This is a genomic window from Octadecabacter temperatus, from assembly GCF_001187845.1.
GTDB lineage: Bacteria > Pseudomonadota > Alphaproteobacteria > Rhodobacterales > Rhodobacteraceae > Octadecabacter > Octadecabacter temperatus.
In genome coordinates, this window is record NZ_CP012160.1 from 2,136,323 (window position 1) to 2,150,399 (window position 14,077).

At 55.2% G+C, this 14,077-nt stretch carries 18 protein-coding genes and 1 tRNA gene; 13 read left to right on the forward strand and 6 right to left on the reverse strand.

Features of this window, described 5'->3' with window-relative positions; translation table 11 throughout:
* The first annotated feature begins 2 nt into the window (after positions 1-2).
* The 5 genes from tmk (at position 3) to OSB_RS10755 (ending at position 4,363) form a co-directional block, all read left to right on the forward strand.
* Positions 3-644 (forward strand): dTMP kinase, encoded by a 642-nt coding sequence (gene tmk, locus OSB_RS10735; RefSeq protein ID WP_049835002.1) that lies wholly within the window; start codon positions 3-5, stop codon positions 642-644.
* Positions 644-1,771 (forward strand): DNA polymerase III subunit delta', encoded by a 1,128-nt coding sequence (locus OSB_RS10740; protein ID WP_049835003.1) that lies wholly within the window; start codon positions 644-646, stop codon positions 1,769-1,771. Before tmk ends, OSB_RS10740 begins: the two co-directional genes overlap by 1 nt.
* An 11-nt stretch (positions 1,772-1,782) precedes the next feature.
* On the forward strand, positions 1,783-2,580 hold the full coding sequence (locus OSB_RS10745) for a TatD family hydrolase (protein WP_049835004.1): 798 nt from the start codon (positions 1,783-1,785) through the stop codon (positions 2,578-2,580).
* Complete coding sequence (locus OSB_RS10750) at positions 2,577-3,371, forward strand: MBL fold metallo-hydrolase (protein WP_049835005.1); 795 nt, start codon at positions 2,577-2,579, stop codon at positions 3,369-3,371. The genes OSB_RS10745 and OSB_RS10750 overlap by 4 nt, the downstream gene beginning before the upstream one ends.
* A gap of 62 nt (positions 3,372-3,433) precedes the next feature.
* Positions 3,434-4,363, forward strand: a complete 930-nt coding sequence (locus tag OSB_RS10755; protein WP_049835006.1) for an AEC family transporter — start codon at positions 3,434-3,436, stop codon at positions 4,361-4,363.
* A gap of 124 nt (positions 4,364-4,487) precedes the next feature.
* Here OSB_RS10755 and OSB_RS10760 read toward each other — a convergent pair.
* Positions 4,488-4,574 (reverse strand) — tRNA-Leu (locus OSB_RS10760).
* A 62-nt stretch (positions 4,575-4,636) separates the two neighbouring features.
* Entirely contained in the window at positions 4,637-5,146 is a 510-nt protein-coding gene (locus tag OSB_RS10765) for a DUF2306 domain-containing protein (protein ID WP_049835007.1), read from the reverse strand.
* A gap of 149 nt (positions 5,147-5,295) precedes the next feature.
* Here OSB_RS10765 and OSB_RS10770 point away from each other — a divergent pair, with 149 nt between their 5' ends.
* From OSB_RS10770 to OSB_RS10780, 3 genes are read left to right on the forward strand one after another with little or no spacing between them, the layout of a single operon-like run.
* The gene (locus OSB_RS10770) at positions 5,296-6,018 is read left to right on the forward strand and encodes a LytTR family DNA-binding domain-containing protein (RefSeq protein WP_049835008.1); all 723 of its coding nucleotides are present in this window, start codon (positions 5,296-5,298) and stop codon (positions 6,016-6,018) included.
* A complete protein-coding gene (gene lipB, locus OSB_RS10775; RefSeq protein WP_049835009.1) occupies positions 6,019-6,687 on the forward strand; it encodes a lipoyl(octanoyl) transferase LipB in 669 nt (222 codons plus the stop codon).
* A 5-nt stretch (positions 6,688-6,692) separates the two neighbouring features.
* On the forward strand, positions 6,693-7,970 hold the full coding sequence (locus tag OSB_RS10780; protein WP_049835010.1) for a glycosyltransferase family 87 protein: 1,278 nt from the start codon (positions 6,693-6,695) through the stop codon (positions 7,968-7,970).
* 2 nt (positions 7,971-7,972) lie between these two features.
* Here the strand turns inward: OSB_RS10780 and OSB_RS10785 are convergent, their stop codons facing one another.
* Both OSB_RS10785 and OSB_RS16780 read right to left on the reverse strand, forming a co-directional pair.
* Positions 7,973-8,371: a group III truncated hemoglobin gene (locus OSB_RS10785; RefSeq protein WP_049835011.1), complete on the reverse strand. Its 399-nt coding sequence runs from the start codon at positions 8,369-8,371 to the stop codon at positions 7,973-7,975.
* Positions 8,368-8,523: a hypothetical protein gene (locus OSB_RS16780; RefSeq protein WP_169750365.1), complete on the reverse strand. Its 156-nt coding sequence runs from the start codon at positions 8,521-8,523 to the stop codon at positions 8,368-8,370. Before OSB_RS16780 ends, OSB_RS10785 begins: the two co-directional genes overlap by 4 nt.
* A 63-nt stretch (positions 8,524-8,586) precedes the next feature.
* Between OSB_RS16780 and OSB_RS10790 the strand changes: the two genes are divergently transcribed.
* Positions 8,587-9,033, forward strand: coding sequence for an RrF2 family transcriptional regulator (locus OSB_RS10790; RefSeq protein ID WP_234967374.1), 447 nt, complete (start codon positions 8,587-8,589; stop codon positions 9,031-9,033).
* A 181-nt stretch (positions 9,034-9,214) separates the two neighbouring features.
* On the forward strand, positions 9,215-10,888 hold the full coding sequence (gene ctaD / locus OSB_RS10795; RefSeq protein ID WP_049835012.1) for a cytochrome c oxidase subunit I: 1,674 nt from the start codon (positions 9,215-9,217) through the stop codon (positions 10,886-10,888).
* Between the two features lie 101 nt (positions 10,889-10,989).
* Here ctaD and OSB_RS10800 read toward each other — a convergent pair whose 3' ends face one another.
* Positions 10,990-11,526: a hypothetical protein gene (locus OSB_RS10800; protein ID WP_049835013.1), complete on the reverse strand. Its 537-nt coding sequence runs from the start codon at positions 11,524-11,526 to the stop codon at positions 10,990-10,992.
* On the opposite strand from OSB_RS10800, the gene OSB_RS10805 reads away from it, so the two are divergent.
* The 3 genes from OSB_RS10805 to OSB_RS10815 all read left to right on the forward strand — a co-directional run bounded on the left by OSB_RS10805 (position 11,525) and on the right by OSB_RS10815 (position 13,438).
* Positions 11,525-12,019: a DUF2244 domain-containing protein gene (locus OSB_RS10805; RefSeq protein WP_049835014.1), complete on the forward strand. Its 495-nt coding sequence runs from the start codon at positions 11,525-11,527 to the stop codon at positions 12,017-12,019. The genes OSB_RS10800 and OSB_RS10805 overlap by 2 nt on opposite strands.
* A 136-nt stretch (positions 12,020-12,155) precedes the next feature.
* Positions 12,156-12,377, forward strand: coding sequence for a hypothetical protein (locus OSB_RS10810; protein ID WP_049835015.1), 222 nt, complete (start codon positions 12,156-12,158; stop codon positions 12,375-12,377).
* 164 nt (positions 12,378-12,541) lie between these two features.
* A complete protein-coding gene (locus OSB_RS10815; protein WP_049835016.1) occupies positions 12,542-13,438 on the forward strand; it encodes a DMT family transporter in 897 nt (298 codons plus the stop codon).
* Here OSB_RS10815 and OSB_RS10820 read toward each other — a convergent pair.
* Entirely contained in the window at positions 13,435-13,893 is a 459-nt protein-coding gene (locus tag OSB_RS10820) for a GatB/YqeY domain-containing protein (RefSeq protein WP_049835017.1), read from the reverse strand. The genes OSB_RS10815 and OSB_RS10820 overlap by 4 nt on opposite strands.
* Positions 13,894-14,077: the final 184 nt, after the last annotated feature.

The window sequence follows — 14,077 nt, forward strand, 5'->3', positions numbered from 1 at the left end:
ACGTGGCAGATCACGCGCATGACGGCACCCTGCAAGGGTTGTTCATCTCCTTTGAGGGGATCGACGGGTCCGGTAAATCCACTCAAACCAAACTTCTTCAAGACCGCATCCCTGATGCGATTTTAACCCGCGAACCGGGCGGCAGCGCTGGGGCGGAAGAAATTCGCGCGCTGCTGTTGACTGGCGATACTGAACGTTGGTCTGCGGAAACCGAAATCCTACTGTTTACGGCCGCACGCCGCGACCATTTGGAAAAGACGATCCAGCCCGCGCTTGCCGCCGGAAAAACCGTCATTTGTGACCGCTTCGCCGACAGCACCCGTGTCTACCAAGGTGCAACACGCGGTGACCTGCGTGGCACGGTTGATACGTTGCACAATGTCATGATCGGGCGGGAACCTGATTTGACATTCATTATCGATATGGACCCATCCATCGCGCTTGCACGTGGACTTGCGCGGGGTTCTGGCGAAGATCGCTTTGAAGACATGGGGCTCGCGTTTCAGGAAACTCTGCGCCACGGGTTCCTTGCGCTCGCCAAAGCCCACCCCAAGCGCTGCGTGCTGATTGACGGCAATCGCGATCCTGTTGCTGTTGCCGCAGAAATTGCTGTGCATGTGGCTGACCGCGCGACGGCCAACTGATGGCCACCGCCCCCGAAGACCGCCCCCTCCCCGACCAGATCGAAGGCGCACCGCATCCGTCTGAAACCGTTGATCTATTCGGCCAATCCCGCGCCGAGACGGATTTTCTAGATGCCTTTGCATCTGGCCGTCTCCATTCCGGCTGGCTAATCACAGGTCCACAAGGTGTCGGCAAAGCCACGCTCGCATGGCGCATGGCCGCGTTTCTGCTGTCCCAACCCCTTGTTGCCGAAGATGATATGTTCGGCGCGCCGCCTCCACCGACAAGCCTAATGCTGGACGACGAACACCCTGATATGCGTTTGATCCGTTCCGGCGCGCACCCGCGTTTGTTTGTGCTGCGTCGCGCGTGGGATGACAAAAAGGACAAGCTCAAGTCCGTCATCACAGTGGATGAAGTGCGTAAGCTCAAGAACTTCTTTGGCATGTCCGCAACAGATGGTGGGCGTCGCGTGGTCATCGTCGACCCAGCGGACGAAATGAACGTCAACGCCGCCAACGCGATCCTTAAACTGCTGGAAGAACCGCCCGCTGATGCCGTGATCCTGATGCTCTCGCACCAACCATCGCGCCTATTGCCAACAATTCGGTCGCGGTGCCGCGAATTGCGCTGCGGTCTGCTTGGCACGGATGATGTGACAGCGGCCCTTGCCGCCGCTGGAATTGAAACGGACGCGGGCGAAGCCCTGACCGCACTTTCCGGTGGATCCGTGGGCGAAGCAATCCGTCTGACCAACCTAGACGGCCTAACTGTGTATTCCGAATTGGTAAGCCTATTTAACGGCTTGCCAAGGTTTGATCGCCAGCGCGGCGCGAAGCTTGCAGATAGTTGCACGGGCAAAGCAGGTGCCACGCGGTTCGCTTTGGTTCTCGACCTTATCGATAAATTCCTTGCCCGCACCGCGCGTGCTGGCATCCAAGGTCCGCCCCAAACCCAAGCCGCACAAGGCGAAGCGGCGCTTTTGGCAAAGCTATCCCCACATGATGCAGCCGCACGGCGGTGGGCGGCATTGGCCCAAGACGTGTCCGAGCGCACCCGCCATGGTAAGGCCGTCAATCTTGACCCTGCCGCCCTCATCCTTGATACGCTATTTAAGATCGAAAAGGCCGCGCAGGACGTGACCTAAGTGAGGATCACATGAGCACGCCACAAATCGTAGACAGCCACTGCCACCTCGACTTTCCGGATTTCGATGAAGAACGCGCTGAAGTCATCCAGCGCGCGGTAGATGCTGGCGTATCTCGCATGGTCACGATCTGCACGCGCTTGCGCCTCGAACCGCAGGTCCGCGCCATCGCCGAAACCTATGATCCCGTATTTTACGCGGCAGGCACCCACCCGATGAGCGCGGCTGAAGAACCCCTAGCGACTGTCGACGAACTGATCGCCCTGACCCAGCATCCAAAAATGGTTGGCATTGGCGAAAGCGGGTTGGATTACCACTACACCGCGGAGACAGCCGAGATTCAAAAACAATCCCTGCGCGTTCACGTAAAAGCAGCCCAAGAAACAGGGCTGCCGTTGATCATCCACAATCGTGCATCAGACGACGATATGGCCGAAATTCTAGGAACAGCGCACAAAGAGAAAGAGTTCAAATGTGTAATGCATTGCTTCTCTAGCAGTGCAGAGCTGGCCCGCACTGCACTTGATCACGGGTTCTACCTGTCCATGTCTGGCATCGCCGCCTTCCCGAAGTCTCAGGACCTACGCGATATATTCGCCTCTGCCCCGGTTGACCGCGTGCTTGTGGAAACAGACAGTCCCTACCTCGCGCCTCCGCCCCATCGCGGACGCCGCAATGAACCCGCCTACACCGCACACACCGCCAAAGTCGGGGCTGAAGTGTTCGGCCTCAGCTATGAAGACTTCGCCGCGCAAACCACCGCCAATTTCGAACGCCTTTTCGACAAAGCCGCAGGTTGGGCGCCATGACAACAACCCTACGCATCCTTGGTTGCGGCTCATCTGGTGGCGTTCCACGTATTGGCGGGCATTGGGGCGATTGCGACCCAATCAACCCGAAAAACATCCGCAAACGGTGTTCGCTCCTCGTGACACGCACCTCGCCGAACGGTGTCACCCGTGTTCTGATCGACACCTCCCCAGACATGCGTCAGCAGTTGCTGGATGCGCAAGTGGGTGAGCTGGATGCGTTGATCTACACCCACGCCCACGCCGACCATGTTCATGGCCTTGATGACATTCGCATGGTCGTCTTCAATATGCGTCAACGCCTTCAGGTTTGGGCGGATGGCGACACCGGAAACCAACTTCTTGCGCGCTTTGGGTATGCCTTTGTGCAACCCAAAGGATCTAGCTACCCGCCGATCTGTGACCTAAACACAATTGACGGGGATGTAACGATTGATGGCGCTGGTGGCCCAATCACCCTGTCCCCATTTGAAGTCGAACACGGCAGCATCGACGCCCTTGGCTTTCGCATCGGCGACGCCGCTTATCTGCCCGATGTCTCCGACATTCCTGATGATGTCTGGCCAATGCTTGAGAACTTAGACCTTTGGATCGTTGATGCCCTGCGTCGTGACCCGCACCCGACCCACGCCCACCTTGCCAAAACACTTGAGTGGATCGAACGCGTACAGCCCAAACGCGCAGTGCTGACCAACATGCACATTGATCTGGACTATGAGACCTTGAACGCGGAAACCGCTGACAACATCCAACCTGCCTTCGACGGGCTGGAACTGACACTTGATACCTAACACGTCCGTACTCTTAATGCTGGCATCAAAGGCGCGGGCCAACCACGACGGACACAAGCACGATGTTTGACATTCTGACCATCGTTCTTCCCGTCTTCATCGTGATGTCATTCGGGTATTTGGCCGTTTGGCGCGGGTTATTCTCTGAAAAACACACTGACGGACTTATGGCGTTCGCACAAAACTTCGCCATTCCTTGCCTCTTGTTTAGCGCGATATCAACGATCGACCTCGGTCAGAATTTCAATATCCCACTGTTGACTAGTTTCTATACAGGAGTGGTGAGCGCGTTTATCATCGGACTGTTAGGCGCGCGCTTCATTTTTGGCCGGCCTTGGGACGATTCCGTTGCGATCGCGTTTTGTTGCTATTTTTCGAATACTTTGCTTCTCGGCTTACCGATTACAGAACGGGCCTATGGTCCTGACGCGCTTCTCGGGAACTACACAATCATCACCATTCACGCCCCGTTTGGTTACATGCTTGGGATCATCTCGATGGAGCTGGCGCGCGCTCAAGGGACACCCTTGCGCACTTTACCACGCAAAGTGGTAACGGCGATGTTTTCCAATGCTTTGGTGCTGTCCATCGCGCTTGGGTTTATTGTCAATCTTGGCCAAATCCCAATCCCAGCGGTGCTAACCGATGCCATCGACCTAATGGGACGCGCCGCCCTACCCGCTGCATTGTTCGCCCTTGGTGGTATTCTGTTTCAGTATCGACCCGAAGGCGACATGCGAACGGTTTTGTTTGTCTGTACCGTCTCGCTTGGGTTTCACCCGCTGATCGTCTGGATGATGGGCAACATGACCGGTGTGTCCACTGACGCTTTCCGCTCCGCCGTCATTACAGCCTCTGTAGCACCAGGCATCAACGCCTATGTCTTTGCAAACATGTACGGAACCGCGAAACGTGTGGCGGCAACAGCCGTCTTGGTGGCAACGGTTGCTTCAATCGTAACAACCGCCCTTTGGCTATCAGTACTGCCATAAGGCGTGCCGATTGGCCCGAACTCATTCGGGCGACGTTTGTCAAATATTTGTTAGGTTCTGCGCAGCGCATCGATGATGGGTACTGTGTTTTCAGAACTTAAACGTTTCCCATCTGGGAACCGCTTGGTGCGGTCGGGGGGACTCGAACCCCCACGAGTGTTACCTCACAGCGACCTCAACGCTGCGCGTCTACCAATTCCGCCACGACCGCAGGTCTTGAAGCGTGAGAGGCATTTAGCGGCGGATCGCCCCCACCTCAAGCGCAAAATGCGACTACGATGTCGAAACCTGCACACCAGCTAGACGTGCCTTTATCCGTTCGCCAAATACAATGGCCAAAATAACGACGCTGCCAACTGCAATCACGATAAACCCCAACTCATCCTGCCCGTTAAAAACCGCCTCATTGATACGACGATCGGGGAGGAAATTGGCTAGACCCGCGATCATCAACCCAGTCCAATATAAGGATCGAAACGTTGCGCGGTGCGCTGGGATGTTCTTTGCACGCGCGAAACTAATCCCACGCCAAAGCGACCACAGCGCCAAAATCGCAAGACCATGCAAAGGGCTGAACGGGCCGATGATCGCAAAGGAATAGATGAAGAACGAAGACAACGTCGCCCCCACCATCGCGACAACCCACAAATACCCGACAACTTTATGCACCATGTCGCCGCGCTTGCGATAAAGCGGAAACGGCCCAAGCACGATAGCAAACATCGCTGACGCAGCGTGGATTTGGATCGGTAACGGGGCAGAAAGCAATGGTTCAAGCGACATGTTAGTACCTTTCGGTTTGGCAGTTTCGTTGTGATTGCCTATGTCTTATCCAAACAGCACCACGACCCAACGCCGATTGGCCCGAACGGAGGCTCAACTACGTGAACGACACCGCATCGCAGTCCGCGCTTCGTGAATGGCGGGGCCATATGGCCCAACCTGCAAGGCTCGCGGGGCTTTTGGGTGCTTCGGTCGTCTTGACGTTGATGGGGCCTTTCAACACTTCAGAAGTCATGCGCGTTGCTCCACGCTTGGCCTATTGGGCCGCAGTTGTGTTCAGCTGCTATACAATCGGGTATTTCGCCAATCAGATTGGCGGTCATCTGGCAGGGCCAAGGGCAGGCTTTGCCAAACGGTTGATATTTTGCGGCGGACTAACGGCATTGGGTGTGTTGGCTGCGGTCTACGTTCTGACAGGTCTTGCCATCGGCTATTGGGCGGTTGGGCGCGACTTGTTGCTACTTTCGGCAAACGTCATCGCGATTTCATCGATAATTACCGCTGTGTTCTTACTTATCGACGATTCTGAAACGGCACCCGAATCCGCCGCCCTGCCCGTGATCCTTGATCGTTTGCCATTTGATAAGCGCGGCGCACTCGTATCGCTTTCAGTGGAAGACCATTACGTCCGCATCCGCACCACCAATGGCGAAGATATGGTTTTGCTCCGCTTAGCCGACGCGATGCGTGAAGTGGGCGACACCACCGGATTGCAGGTTCATCGCTCTCATTGGATCGCGTTGGATCAGGTCACTGCCGCAGCCCGTAAAGGCGACGGTGCGATCCTAAGCATGGCCAGCGGCCCCGACATTCCTGTCAGCCGCGCCAATATTTCCAGTATCAAGGAGGCGGGGTTGTTACCCCGAACCTGAATGGTTGAATGGATCACCACAGACGGGCTTACAGATTACGCGCAGGCCGAGGCTTTCATGGAAGATCGCGCCCATGCAATTCATCGCGGCGAGGCGGATGAATGCATCTGGCTGCTCGAACATCCGCCCCTTTACACCGCCGGAACATCCGCGAAACCCGCCGATCTGGTGGACCCTGACCGCTTTCCTGTTCACACGACCAAACGTGGAGGGCAATATACCTACCACGGTCCGGGTCAGCGCATCGCCTATGTCATGCTCGACGTGGGCAAGCGCGGCCACGATGTGCGCCGTTTTGTGCAGGACCTCGAAAACTGGGTGATCGCAACGCTGGCGGAGTTTAACGTGAAGGGCGAAATCCGCGACGGGCGTGTTGGCGTTTGGGTGCAACGTGATGACGAACCGCTGAACGCACTCGGCCAACCTGCCGAAGATAAGATTGCAGCCCTTGGCATTCGCCTGCGCAAATGGGTCAGCTTTCACGGGCTCAGCATCAATGTCGAACCCGACCTCAAGCATTTCAATGGCATTGTTCCGTGCGGCATCACCGAACATGGCGTCACATCCCTTGTGGACCTCGGTCTGCCCGTCACAATGGATGACGTCGACGTTGCGTTACGCAAAACGTTTGACAGCAGCGTAACACCCTACACCCCAGAGACAGGATAGCCCGCGTGACCGAGACGACCCTTAAGCCGATCATCATGACGGCCTTCTTTTGTGTTCTCGTGGCTTACGGCGTGTTCATTTCTTCCGTCGGTGCCGTTGCGACCCAGTCAGCGGATTTGTTTGCGATGTGGATCGCTGGCGAGTTCATGCAGATGGGCCGCGTCGACCAAATCTACCCAGCGGTCGGTGCATACTTTGACATGACGACCCCATCAGACTGGTGGGCGCATGTTTCAGCGACCGACGAAACCGCGCGCATCTTTCCATATATTTACCCACCGATCTGGGCCAAACTTGCGTCCTACCTAACAACCGTGACCAGTTTCGCGGCTTTTGACCTCGCGTTTTTAGTTATTCACCAAGCAGCCCTCGCCGCGACGGTCTTTCTGGCCACGCGCATGTGCGGCTTGCGGGGCATGACCCAGTTGGCCGTGTTCGCGATGACCTACGCAGCGCTTGTTCTCACCACACCCATCGGCCTCGCCCTTGCCGAGAACCAGCCGCAAATTCTGGTCAGCTTCCTCATTGTGTTTGCTTTTGAACGCGCGCAGTTCGGACACCTGCGCAGCGCGGGCGCGATCCTTGCGATCGCCGCTGCGATCAAGGTCTATCCGCTGTTGTTCATTGTTATATTTCTAGGGCGTCGCCAGTGGTCCGCAATCGTATCTTTCGCAGCCGTTGGTGGCGCGCTTGGACTGACATCAATTGCATTGGCGGGCTGGCCCCTTCACGCGGAATACCTCACGCTTATTCAGTCGTTGACCCATTCGGTAGTTGTTACGAACTTTTCGTTTTCAATTGATGCCTACCTTGCAGGGACGGTGTTTTCTGATGAACTCGTTAAAGTGCGCCAACCTCGCGTGGTCGAACTTGACTCCGGGTGGGCGGCGCTCGGTAAATCACCCCTTTGGGTTTCGATTTCATCCTTTGCAAACCTGTGTGCGCTGGTCTTGATCGCTTGGGTCGCCGCAAAACGCCCCCACTCCGCGTTGGTGCTGCCGGTTGCTGCGATTTTACTGGCGCTGCTCAGCCCGCTTAGCTGGGCGTATACGTATCTTACCGCGTTCGTGTTTTTTGGAATTCTTCCACTGCGGCTTGGCGTATTTGGTCTTGGCTTGACGATCATCGCAGCAGTGTTCTTCCACCGTGCGCTTCCAATGGCGACATTTGGGAACCTAGATTTCGGTCTCACAGGGGGCTGGCTTATTGCGGGAAGCCTTATTGCGTTGTTCGGTGCCGCCTTCGTTTGGGTCATTTGGCAAGACCGCGAACAGGACGGATAAGGTCAGCGCAAATTTGGTACACCACCTGCGGTATCTGCCGTTAGACCAAACCGCAGCCCTGCCCCTATGCGGTGCGCAAGCGCTGACCATCCGGTAGCGATTTTTGCCGGAAGCTGTTCAGCCAACACTGTATCAAACAATTCCAACCAAACTTCGAAGTGGCCTGCCTTAACGTTGCCCGCTTGCATATGCACACGCATTGGATTTCCGGAATAATCGCGTTCGTGCAAAATGGCATTGCGCCAGAACGCAGCGATCTTGGCTTCATGTGCTGGCCAGTCTTCGACCTTATCGGCGAACACCGGACCCAATGTCGGCTCTGCACGAATGCGGGCGTAGAAGTAAGCAACCACCTCGTCAATTTGCTCGGCCGTGACGTCAAAGCGTGGCGGCGGCCTCATCCCAAGATGACCCACATGACCGTCAGGATCACCACAAGATAGACCAACATATTAAACATGGAACGGATCAGGCCCTGATCTGCTTCAGGGTCTACGCCCATCCATTCACAAATCTTCGTTCCGGGCCAAAGGATTACGTCGGTGATGGACATGGTGGCTCCTTAAGGTTCATCTTAATGCGCATTTCAAATACGCCTTTAAAATGCGCATTGCAAATGCTAATTAAAGCCATGCACCTTGATAAATTCAGCGACTACGCGTTGCGCATCCTCATCGCCCTCTCCGTTTCTAAAGACGGACGGGGCTCGGCCACCTCCATTGCGCTGAACTACGGCCTGTCTCGCCACCACATCGCCAAAGTCGCAAGCGAACTTGTACGCGGTGGGTATGTGACATCTGAACGTGGGCGCGGCGGCGGTTTGCGATTGGCGCGGCCAGCCTCTGAGATATCCGTCGGGGCAGTATTGCGAACGATTATGGACGACGTTCCTGTCGCGGAATGCTTTGGCAGCACGCCCAACTGCACCATTCTACCAGCGTGCGGCTTGCGTGGCCCACTCTCGCAAGCCAAAGAAGCGTTTTTCACAGTGCTCGACGGCTATTCGTTGCGCGATATCAGCCAGAATCGCACCGCCCTCGCAGAGCTTCTAGGCGCGCCCTAGACCGCCAAACGCCCCTTGGTTGCAGGCAGGCCCGATATTCGACACCCCTGCGCCAATTTTACCCATGCAAAGCACTGAATGGGCCATTGCCCATCAAGCATCATCGCCGTAAAACCAATGCCAAGCATGGGGTGAATCCGTTCGCCCCTCAAAAGAATAGCTAAGTTTAAGGGAACGCCACATGGTAGATGCAGCCGTCCACGACCATGGGCATGAAGATAACCGCGGGTTCTTTACCCGTTGGTTCATGTCCACCAACCACAAAGACATCGGTATTTTGTACCTGTTCGTAGCCGGTTTTGTCGGACTCCTGTCCGTCATGTTCACCGTTTACATGCGCATGGAACTGATGAACCCCGGCGTTCAATACATGTGTATGGAGGGCGCGCGTCTGTTCCCTGCGGCATTGAGCGAATGTACGCCAAACGGCCACCTCTGGAACGTGATGATCACGTACCATGGTGTGTTGATGATGTTCTTTGTTGTTATTCCTGCGCTTTTCGGTGGGTTTGGTAACTACTTCATGCCGCTGCAAATCGGTGCGCCTGACATGGCGTTCCCGCGTTTGAACAACCTGTCTTTCTGGCTGTTCTGTACCGGCGTTGCACTTGGTGTGTCCTCCCTGCTTGCCCCTGGTGGCAACGGACAGCTTGGTTCCGGTGTTGGTTGGGTCCTGTACCCACCACTTTCCACAACTGAAACTGGTATCTCAATGGACCTCGCGATCTTCGCGGTTCACGTTTCCGGTGCCTCTTCTATTCTTGGCGCGATCAACATGATCACAACGTTCCTGAACATGCGCGCTCCAGGCATGACGCTGCACAAAGTGCCGCTGTTTGCTTGGTCGATCTTCGTGACAGCGTGGTTGATTCTTCTTGCGCTTCCAGTTCTTGCGGGCGCGATCACGATGCTCTTGATGGACCGTAACTTCGGTACGACCTTCTTTGACCCAGCTGGCGGCGGCGACCCGATCCTGTACCAGCACATCTTGTGGTTCTTCGGTCACCCAGAAGTTTACATCATCGTCATCCCAGCTTTCGGCATCGTCAGCCACATCATCTCGACCTTCTCCAAGAAGCCGATCTTTGGCTACCTGCCGATGGTTTATGCGATGGTTGCGATTGGTGTTCTGGGCTTCGTCGTTTGGGCGCACCACATGTACACCGTTGGCATGTCCCTGACACAGCAGTCCTACTTCATGCTGGCCACGATGGTTATTGCGGTGCCAACAGGTGTTAAGATCTTTAGTTGGATCGCGACGATGTGGGGCGGGTCTGTATCGTTCAAAACACCAATGATGTGGGCGTTCGGGTTCTTGTTCCTGTTCACCGTTGGCGGCGTAACCGGCATCGTTCTGTCACAGGCTGGCGTCGACCGTGCCTACCATGACACCTACTACGTTGTGGCACACTTCCACTACGTTATGTCGCTTGGTGCGGTCTTCGGTATCTTTGCTGGTATCTACTACTGGTTGCCGAAAATGTCCGGCCGCATGATCCCTGAATGGGCGGGTCACTTGCACTTCTGGATGATGTTCATCGGTGCGAACATCACGTTCTTCCCGCAGCACTTCCTTGGACGTAACGGCATGCCGCGCCGCTACATCGACTACAACGAAGCCTTCGCAACGTGGAACTATGTGTCCTCTATGGGTGCTTTCCTCTCATTCGCATCTTTCGTGTTCTTCATCGTGATCTTGTTCAAGACACTGCTGAGCCCGAAAAACGCGACAGAGAACAACCCGTGGGGCGAATTTGCTGACACGCTGGAATGGACATTGCCGTCCCCTCCACCAGAGCACACATTCGAAACACTTCCAAAGCAGTCTGACTGGGACCACCAGCGCGGACACTAAGGACCTAACAGTCTGACAAACACAGGCCTCGGCGGAAACGCCGGGGCCTTTTTTGTGGCGCAATGGCGGCTTTGAGCCCGGAATGTACAACACTAGGGCAACTATGTTGTTGAGAAATATATCTTCTCACACGCCAGGTGAATGGCTCTAATGCCTGTATTTATCTGCAATACAGTTCTTTCTTTATTGGCAAGAATGTCCTCAACGGAGTAACCAATTATGAAATCTGCCTCTAGCTCATCCTTAATATTCGCACCGCTTGCAGTGATCACTAGCTTGGACTTATCACCTGAAAATTCATACACATCAGGCCAATATTCGAAGACAAGCGTAAACCTTTCCTGACCATCGAAGCTGACCGCAGAAACTTCAGTACTTGCAAGCTCGCCATCAGGAAGATTCAAAAGATCATAGAAAATACTTTGCATATTATTCGCCCAAGATAATTGCCAACTCAGGACGACACATCTGTTTCCGTCGTTCCTCAAACAAAAAATATTGGACTTGATGAGCAGTGACAACGGCGGATTCGATGGCATTCCAAACATTGGATTGCGATGCGTTACTTCCCCCCCGCCCCACGACTGCGACACCCCATCCCCTCGACACGCGCCTTCCGCCGTATAAATTTGCTCCATGCCCTATGAATGGATCACCCCCACAGGCCCAGATGCCCCCACCGCGGAACTCCACCTCTGGCCTTACCGCTCGCTGCTGCGTCGTGATTTCGTGGTCTTCATCTCAGCCACCGCCTTACTCATCGTCGTCCCTCTCCTTGCCGTCATCGGCTCTCCTGTCCTCTGGGGCCTTCTTCCCTTCTTTATGATTGCGGTTTGGGGCATCTGGTACGCGCTTCAACGGTCCTATAAAGACGGTGAAATCCTCGAAGAGCTGTGTATCTGGCCGGATCGCATGACGCTGATCCACACCGATCCGCGCAAAGGTGTACAAACGTGGGAAGCGAACCCCTACTGGGTCCACGTCAAGATTGATCGCAAAAACGAACGCATCGTGAATTACCTGACGCTTAAGGGCGCTGATCGCGAGGTCGAGCTTGGCCGTTTCCTGTCAGAAGACGAACGTGCTGCCTTATATGATGACTTAACCAAAGCGCTACGCAATCTGAGCTAGTCACATTTAACCCCCCAAAGCCCTCGAGCGTTGCGCATTGTGCATGACGGGTATTCCCCATTGTGCAGGTGCAGAAAGAGGCCAGCGGACTTAACTTAAGGGAGTAAAGAAGATCGAACACAGATTGGATATTTCAATGGCATACACTTCTACACACCAAGTTTCCGAAGGCCTGCTTAACATTCTTGCCCGCCCTTTTGTGGCAATCGGAAACATGCTCGTCGCACTCGCTGAAGCCAGCACAATGGCACAAGAAGCAAAGCGCGTTGCTGACATGTCAGATGCGGATCTCGAAGCTGCAGGCCTGACACGCGAACAAGCGATTGCAGAAGTTTTTGGCGCGCAAGCCCACCTGTAAGAGCGCCAGCTTTAACAGAAAGTAGTCGGTTCAGGCATCCAAGCTTTGCCTGAACACCTCGACGTCGAAAGCTGGTTCCAACGGATAGCTTTCGTAACGACTGTTCCGCCCAAACAGCAATAAACGGGTCGCGTGGTCGCGGTTTTCCGCGCTATCAAAGCAGCATGACCGAACAGCGCATCATCTCCACTCGCACATGGGCCGAACTATTTCTCCTCGGATTTATCTGGGGCGGCAGTTTCCTCGCCATTCGGCTTGCACTGAACGAAGTTCCCTTCGTCACCTCTGTAGCGCATCGCGTCTTTTGGGCTGCGCTGATCCTTTGGGGCTATGTCGCGCTGCGCGGTCTTCCCATCCCCCGTGATCCGAAAATCTGGGGTGCTCTATTTGTTATGGGGCTGCTCAATAACGTCATCCCCTTCAGCCTCATGGCTTGGGGGCAGTTGTACATCCCCACAGGTCTAACATCGGTCTTTAACGCGGGCACCGCGATCTTCGGCGTCATCATTGCCGCGCTAATCCTTGCAGATGAGCGCCTCACGACCAGAAAGGTCCTCGGCTCCCTGATAGGTTTTTTTGGGGTCGCCACAGCAATCGGCCTAGAGTCTGTGCGTAACTTTGACATCACATCACTGGCGCAACTGGCCGTCATCGGTGGAACGATTTCATACGCCTTTGCCGGTGTTTGGGCGCGCATCAATCTAAAAGACCTCACGCCACAGGTGGCAGCGGCAGGCATGCTGACAGGGTCATCCATCCTAATGGTGCCCGCAGCCTATCTGATAGACGGCACACCATCCTTTGACCTAAGCCTGACCGCGATCGGAGCCATCGCATACTACGTCGTCTTCGCGACCGCGGGTGCTTACTTGCTATACTATAGGATCTTGGCGGCGGCAGGATCAGCCAACACCATGATCGTTACGCTGCTTATCCCACCCGTGTCGATCGTCCTTGGTGCATTGGTCCTCAGCGAAAGCCTGTCGCCGAACGTTTACGCAGGCCTCGCACTTCTGGCACTCGGCCTCGCCATTCTCGACGGGCGTTTATTCAAACGCTAGCCGAGCTTGTCTTTAACCATCGGTCCGGTTTTGCCGAAATCCATCTGACCCGTGTATTTGGCCTTAAGCTCGCCCATGACTTTACCCATGTCGCGGATGCTTTCCGCACCGACTGCCGTGATCGCGGCGTCAATTGCAGCAGCGGCTTCGTCATCAGACAATTGGCGTGGCAAGAAGTCTTCAATGATCTTGATTTCGGAAAGCTCTTTTTCAGCCAGCTCAAGACGCCCGCCTTCTTCGTAGACCTTAGCGCTTTCTTGACGTTGCTTGACCATCTTCCCCATGATCGCAAGTACAACATCGTCTCCGACGCCCTCATCGCTACCAGCGCCACGCGCATCAATGTCGCGGTCTTTGATGGCTGCATTGATCAGCCGCAGTGTGGACAAGCGGTCGGCGTCCTTAGCTTTCATAGCTTCTTTAAGGGCCGTTGAGACCTTTGCGCGCAATTCCATCTCGATCATCCCTGATATTGTGAGCGGTAACAGTCGCGGACCATACTTCGAAGTGCGCATGTATAACAAGCGTCCTTTAAGTAACGCGTCGCAAGGTCATTTGAGCGTCTTGACCCGGTCAAGCCCACCCCTTAGGAAGCGGAGAAATTCGCTGTGCGAATGCCCGCATAGCGACCAGATTTGT

What these genes read in the sequence shown, in the direction of transcription:
- OSB_RS10785 (WP_049835011.1), bottom strand. Translation starts at nt 8,371, where the DNA reads ATGAGGCCGCCGCCACGCTTTGACGTCACGGCCGAGCAAATTGACGAG.
- OSB_RS10770 (WP_049835008.1), top strand. Translation starts at nt 5,296, where the DNA reads ATGGCCCAACCTGCAAGGCTCGCGGGGCTTTTGGGTGCTTCGGTCGTC.
- OSB_RS10815 (WP_049835016.1), top strand. Translation starts at nt 12,542, where the DNA reads ATGACCGAACAGCGCATCATCTCCACTCGCACATGGGCCGAACTATTT.
- OSB_RS10790 (WP_234967374.1), top strand. Translation starts at nt 8,587, where the DNA reads ATGCTAATTAAAGCCATGCACCTTGATAAATTCAGCGACTACGCGTTG.
- OSB_RS10805 (WP_049835014.1), top strand. Translation starts at nt 11,525, where the DNA reads ATGCCCTATGAATGGATCACCCCCACAGGCCCAGATGCCCCCACCGCG.
- OSB_RS10810 (WP_049835015.1), top strand. Translation starts at nt 12,156, where the DNA reads ATGGCATACACTTCTACACACCAAGTTTCCGAAGGCCTGCTTAACATT.
- OSB_RS10755 (WP_049835006.1), top strand. Translation starts at nt 3,434, where the DNA reads ATGTTTGACATTCTGACCATCGTTCTTCCCGTCTTCATCGTGATGTCA.
- OSB_RS10765 (WP_049835007.1), bottom strand. Translation starts at nt 5,146, where the DNA reads ATGTCGCTTGAACCATTGCTTTCTGCCCCGTTACCGATCCAAATCCAC.
- OSB_RS10800 (WP_049835013.1), bottom strand. Translation starts at nt 11,526, where the DNA reads ATGGAGCAAATTTATACGGCGGAAGGCGCGTGTCGAGGGGATGGGGTG.
- OSB_RS16780 (WP_169750365.1), bottom strand. Translation starts at nt 8,523, where the DNA reads ATGTCCATCACCGACGTAATCCTTTGGCCCGGAACGAAGATTTGTGAA.
- ctaD (WP_049835012.1), top strand. Translation starts at nt 9,215, where the DNA reads ATGGTAGATGCAGCCGTCCACGACCATGGGCATGAAGATAACCGCGGG.
- OSB_RS10750 (WP_049835005.1), top strand. Translation starts at nt 2,577, where the DNA reads ATGACAACAACCCTACGCATCCTTGGTTGCGGCTCATCTGGTGGCGTT.
- lipB (WP_049835009.1), top strand. Translation starts at nt 6,019, where the DNA reads ATGGTTGAATGGATCACCACAGACGGGCTTACAGATTACGCGCAGGCC.
- OSB_RS10745 (WP_049835004.1), top strand. Translation starts at nt 1,783, where the DNA reads ATGAGCACGCCACAAATCGTAGACAGCCACTGCCACCTCGACTTTCCG.
- OSB_RS10740 (WP_049835003.1), top strand. Translation starts at nt 644, where the DNA reads ATGGCCACCGCCCCCGAAGACCGCCCCCTCCCCGACCAGATCGAAGGC.
- OSB_RS10820 (WP_049835017.1), bottom strand. Translation starts at nt 13,893, where the DNA reads ATGGAATTGCGCGCAAAGGTCTCAACGGCCCTTAAAGAAGCTATGAAA.